The organism is Arthrobacter sp. Br18 (assembly GCF_000520555.1).
Taxonomy (GTDB): Bacteria; Actinomycetota; Actinomycetes; order Actinomycetales; family Micrococcaceae; genus Arthrobacter_D.
Genome location: NZ_AZSA01000290.1, coordinates 1 through 4261, shown reverse-complemented (window position 1 = coordinate 4261; position 4261 = coordinate 1). Strand labels below are relative to the sequence as shown.

Annotated in this window: 8 protein-coding genes; 5 read left to right on the top strand and 3 right to left on the bottom strand. The window is 62.5% G+C overall.

Annotated elements, in window-relative coordinates; genetic code table 11:
- The 4 genes from Y704_RS24785 to Y704_RS25530 form a co-directional block, all read left to right on the top strand.
- On the top strand, positions 1-261 hold a 261-nt coding region (locus Y704_RS24785), incomplete at its 5' end, for a hypothetical protein (protein WP_216698935.1).
- A gap of 26 nt (positions 262-287) precedes the next feature.
- Positions 288-1235 carry a DDE-type integrase/transposase/recombinase gene (locus Y704_RS0102260; RefSeq protein ID WP_253904203.1) on the top strand — a complete coding sequence of 316 codons (948 nt, stop codon included), beginning with the start codon at positions 288-290 and terminating at the stop codon, positions 1233-1235.
- Between the two features lie 203 nt (positions 1236-1438).
- Positions 1439-1624 carry a hypothetical protein gene (locus Y704_RS22540; RefSeq protein ID WP_026548913.1) on the top strand — a complete coding sequence of 62 codons (186 nt, stop codon included), beginning with the start codon at positions 1439-1441 and terminating at the stop codon, positions 1622-1624.
- Positions 1621-1755, top strand: a complete 135-nt coding sequence (locus tag Y704_RS25530; protein WP_275451047.1) for a hypothetical protein — start codon at positions 1621-1623, stop codon at positions 1753-1755. Before Y704_RS22540 ends, Y704_RS25530 begins: the two co-directional genes overlap by 4 nt.
- Before the next feature lie 7 nt (positions 1756-1762).
- Here the strand turns inward: Y704_RS25530 and Y704_RS18360 are convergent, their stop codons facing one another.
- Positions 1763-2080, bottom strand: coding sequence for a DUF6457 domain-containing protein (locus Y704_RS18360; RefSeq protein ID WP_035771289.1), 318 nt, complete (start codon positions 2078-2080; stop codon positions 1763-1765).
- Positions 2081-2543: 463 nt separating this feature from the next.
- Between Y704_RS18360 and Y704_RS18355 the strand changes: the two genes are divergently transcribed.
- Positions 2544-3080, top strand: a complete 537-nt coding sequence (locus tag Y704_RS18355; protein WP_216698934.1) for an exonuclease/endonuclease/phosphatase family protein — start codon at positions 2544-2546, stop codon at positions 3078-3080.
- Positions 3081-3180: 100 nt separating this feature from the next.
- Here the strand turns inward: Y704_RS18355 and Y704_RS0102230 are convergent, their stop codons facing one another.
- Entirely contained in the window at positions 3181-3396 is a 216-nt protein-coding gene (locus tag Y704_RS0102230) for a hypothetical protein (RefSeq protein WP_155850176.1), read from the bottom strand.
- Positions 3397-3677: 281 nt separating this feature from the next.
- Positions 3678-4261: cupredoxin domain-containing protein (locus Y704_RS24780; RefSeq protein ID WP_035771286.1), on the bottom strand; the 584-nt coding region annotated here is incomplete at its 5' end.

Genomic DNA, 4261 nt, shown 5'->3' with positions numbered 1-4261 from the left:
GAAGCTGGCACCCTGGACAAACCGGCAGCAGGTACACGCCGTGGCCGGCCGAAGAAAACATCCGAACAGGCCCAGATTGATCAGCTGACCAAGGAGCTAAACGCGGAACGCACCGCGCACGAGAAGACCCGCGGCAAGCTGGTTTCTTCGGATGCCGCCTTGGATACCTTGGGAAAAGGAGTCGCGTTCTTGGAAGCTCTCTCATCGAAGGACGCCTCATCACCAGCACCGGCTACCAGTGCTGGCAAGCAGAGAGCGTAGCGGAGCTCAGCCCGCTGATTGGGGTGGTGAAGGCCTGCAAGCTGGTGGGCCGCTCGCGGGCGACCCAACACCGCCAGGGGAATCCGAAACCCCGGGTGCACGGGCCCTGGCCCAAGGCACAGCACCCGGCCGAGCTCTCACCGGCCGAGCGCGCCAAGATCCTGGCGGTCCTGAACCGGCAGGACTACGCGGATCTTTCACCAACCCAGGTCTATGTCCGCGAACTGGACGAGGGACGGTACTGGTGCTCCCAGCGCACCATGTATCGCGTTCTGGCAGAGGCAAAGATGGGCGGGGAACGGCGCCGGCAGGCCACCCATCCGCCGCGGAAGATCCCCGAGCTCATGGCCACGAAACCGTGCGACGTCTGGAGCTGGGATATATCCAAAATGCGTGGTCCGGCCAAGGGCATCTGGTACCACGCCTACGTGGTGCTCGATATCTTCTCCCGCTACGTCGTCGGCTGGCGGATCGAACGGATCGAAGACGGGCAGCTGGCCGCTGACCTCGTGCAGGAGATCGTTGCGGACACCGGAGGCAATCCACCGGGGTACCTGCATGCCGATGGCGGGGCCGCGATGACGTCGAAGGCACTGGCCTCGCTGCTGGTGGATATGGACATCACCCGGTCACACAACAGGCCGCGCACGAGCAACGACAATCCGTTCAGCGAAGCCCAGTTCAAGACCATGAAATACGTCCCTGACTACCCGGAACGCTTCGCTTCCGTGAATGAGGCCAGGACTTGGATGGAAGGATTCATCACCTACTACAACCATGAACACCGCCATTCGGGGATCGGACACCATACCCCGGCCAGCGTGCACCTCGGCACTGCGGCAGCGGTGCATGAACAACGCCAAGCCACCCTGGACCAGGCGTATGGCAAGCATCCTGAACGGTTTGCCCGCCGTCCTGCCGCACCACCGCTACCGGTAAAGGCGGCGATCAACGACCCGGCGCAACGAGCCTAACTATCGGCTCATTAACTACCCCGAGCATGTCTCATTTGACTTGACAAGTTCCGCCCGTCCACCTCCATGACAACGGCGCAACCCTGGGAATCGTCGGTCTGACTATCAGCCTCCACGTGGCGGGAATGTACGGACTGTCCCCCCTTTTCGGCTGGCTCTCGGATCGTGCAGGCCGCACCCGGACCATCGTCCTGGGATAGATCTTGCTGCTTGGGGCGCTGTTCCTCGCCTGGACCGGAGCGGAATCCCAGAGCGTGGTGGCAGCGAGCCTGATCCTGCTGGGCCTGGGCTGGTCGGCTTCGGTGGTGGCAGGATCAACCCTCCTCGCCGACTCCGTTCCCCTCAAGGAGCGCGCAGCGGTGCAGGGCTCATCGGGGACCTCCTCATGAACTCCGCCGGCGCCCTGGGCGGCGCGCTGGCCTGGCCGGTCCTCATCCTCGTGGGCTATGCGGGACTGGGGCTCTGCGCCACGGCCCTGATGGTGACCGTGCTTGTGTGGACGGCGCTGCGATCGCGCTAAGCCGTACCTACTGGGCGGAACCGGTCCAGCCGGCCTGTTCCTGTCCGTCTCCAGGGTTCAGTGCCGCAATTTTGAGGACCGTAGCCGATGCTTTCTGGACTGCCGCGTCCGAACCCCTGCGGCCCCTGGTGGGCGCTGAACCGGCGGCATAGCCGACAAGGAATGCACTGATGGCTCCGGCATTCGGCGAAACCGACTGCGACCGCTCAACAACCTCGACGATTCTCTTGTGGTCCACCTCAAGGTCAAGGATCTGCAGCGCCTGAGTCAGCTTCCGGCTCCACCCGCTGAGCTCGCGTTCCTCGGCATCGATATTGACGGTCATTGCATCTCCTTTGTCGGCGATTGATTCTCCTTCCAGGAATAGCATCAGCGGGCGCGGGGCACAATGGAATTTTGATCGCACCGTGGCTCAGGCGCTCCCGCGTTCGGAGCGGCAGCAAGGCCCCGTGCCCGGACCGCACGCGGCGTCGCCCCGAACCACCGCCGTACACACCGGGGCAGCGCGGACTGTTCGGATAGCCCCACGAGTGCGGCAACCTGCACGAATGGGAGATCAGTCCGCGTGATGAGCCGCAGCGCCGATTCGCGCCGGGCGTCGTCGAGCAGGATGCCGAACGATGTCCCTTCAGCGGCCAGCTTCCGCTGAACCGTCCTGGGATGCATCCCCAGCAGGCGGCCCGTGGACTCGATCCGCGCTGGGGACGGTCCGTGGGAATAGCAAGTTGATTTGGCCCCGGGTTCACCGAGCGTCAAACTCCACAGGTCCGGCCCAAAATTTTTTTGCGGTGGAGGATCCCGCAGCGGGCACACCGGTCCCCCAGTTCGCCCGCACCCCCTACGCCGCCGGCTTCACCCGCGGCACAACAGGCTTCGTGTTAACCACCGTGCACGTCCTATGGGGCAACAACACCGCCGACCGGCTGCCCGAAATCACCGCCTTCGCCCAGTGGATGCGTGATTGGGCCAAACGCCCCGATGACTGGAACGAGAACCTCCTCGTCCTCGGGGACTTCAACCTCGACCGCATCGGCGACCCCCTCTACGAAGCGTTCGTCTCCACCGGGCTCTGGCCACCGGCCGAACTCCAGGACGTGCCGCGCACGATCTTCGACCACGACAAAACCCGGCACTTCTACGACCAGATCGCCTGGTTCTCCGAACCCGACGGAACCACCATGCTCAAAACCCTCACCTACACCGGACACGCCGGCCACGTCGATTTCCTCCCCCACATCTACACCGAACTCACCAAACAAAAAATCTCCTGGCGAATCTCGGATCACTACCCACTCTGGACCGAATTCACCACCCGGACACCCTGAACCCACCCCTCCAACTGAGCGACGGCGTGACACAGCGTCCACCGCACGCCTCCTACTGCCGCCGGTTCAACGGACCTCGACGCGCAGTCACCAGACCGGGTCAGCTATTTTCGGTGTTCACGAGGCTGGTCTCATCTTCTTCGAGAGCGGGGGTCTCTTTGAGCCCTTCAGGATTTGCATCGATCGCCTCGACGGGTGGCTCTTCGCAGTCTCCGGGACCGTCCTGCTTCTCGTCACTGGATACATCCGAGGCAGCCAGTAACTTTTCATCGTCAGCCGTCTGGCCTTTCTGCGCTGCCAGATTTTCGTCGTTCACAGTGCTCCACCCTTTCAGCACAGTCCGGGTCCGTCGTATCTGCTCCAGGATCATGTTTCGTGGCCTCAACCTATCCGACCGCCCAAATTATTTGGTCGCTTTTCTTGAGCCGGCACCGCTTGTGTCCGCTCAAGTCACCGATGAGCGCCGTTGACGCGCATTCCCTGATCCCGTTGACCCCCAGGATAGTTGTTTCCTTATCGTTGTAGGTTTCACTCGTCACCAGGGTCGCTCCGTTGTCCCTTGTCAACCGCACCTTGAACCGACCAGGTGGGTAGAGATCAGTTGCTGCTGTTCCGCCGGTAGACAACGTAGGTTCCGCTGGCTGCGGCGAGGAGGAGCAACCCTCCACCGAGAGCGATAGTGATTGACTCCTCGCTCGTACTCTCGGTCGATACTCCGGTGTCGGCGCCACCCTTGGGCACCGCACCCATCTGGTCCATCCCATTGCCTTCCGCACTACCGGACTCCGCGCCGCCCATCATCATCTGGTCATGCATGCGCGCCATGTCCGGATGGTCCGCCATCATCTGGTCATGCATGCGCGCCATGTCCGGATGGTCCGCCATCATCTTCTCGTGCATCTGCGCCATCCCCGCGCCGCCCATCATCATCTTCTCGTGCATCTGCGCCATCTCGGGATAGTCCAGCATCATCTGGTCGTGCATCTGCGCCATCTCGGGATGGTCCAGCATCATCTTCTCGTGCATCTGCGCCATGCCTTCGGCTCCGACAGTGAGAGAGCCCTTCATGTTGCCGTGGAATTTGCAGAAGAACCCATAGGTTCCTGCTTCACTGGGAGCCGTGAAAGTGGCGCTAGCCCCACCCGGGATGGTGACATCGAAGGAACCATCATCGGCGGTCA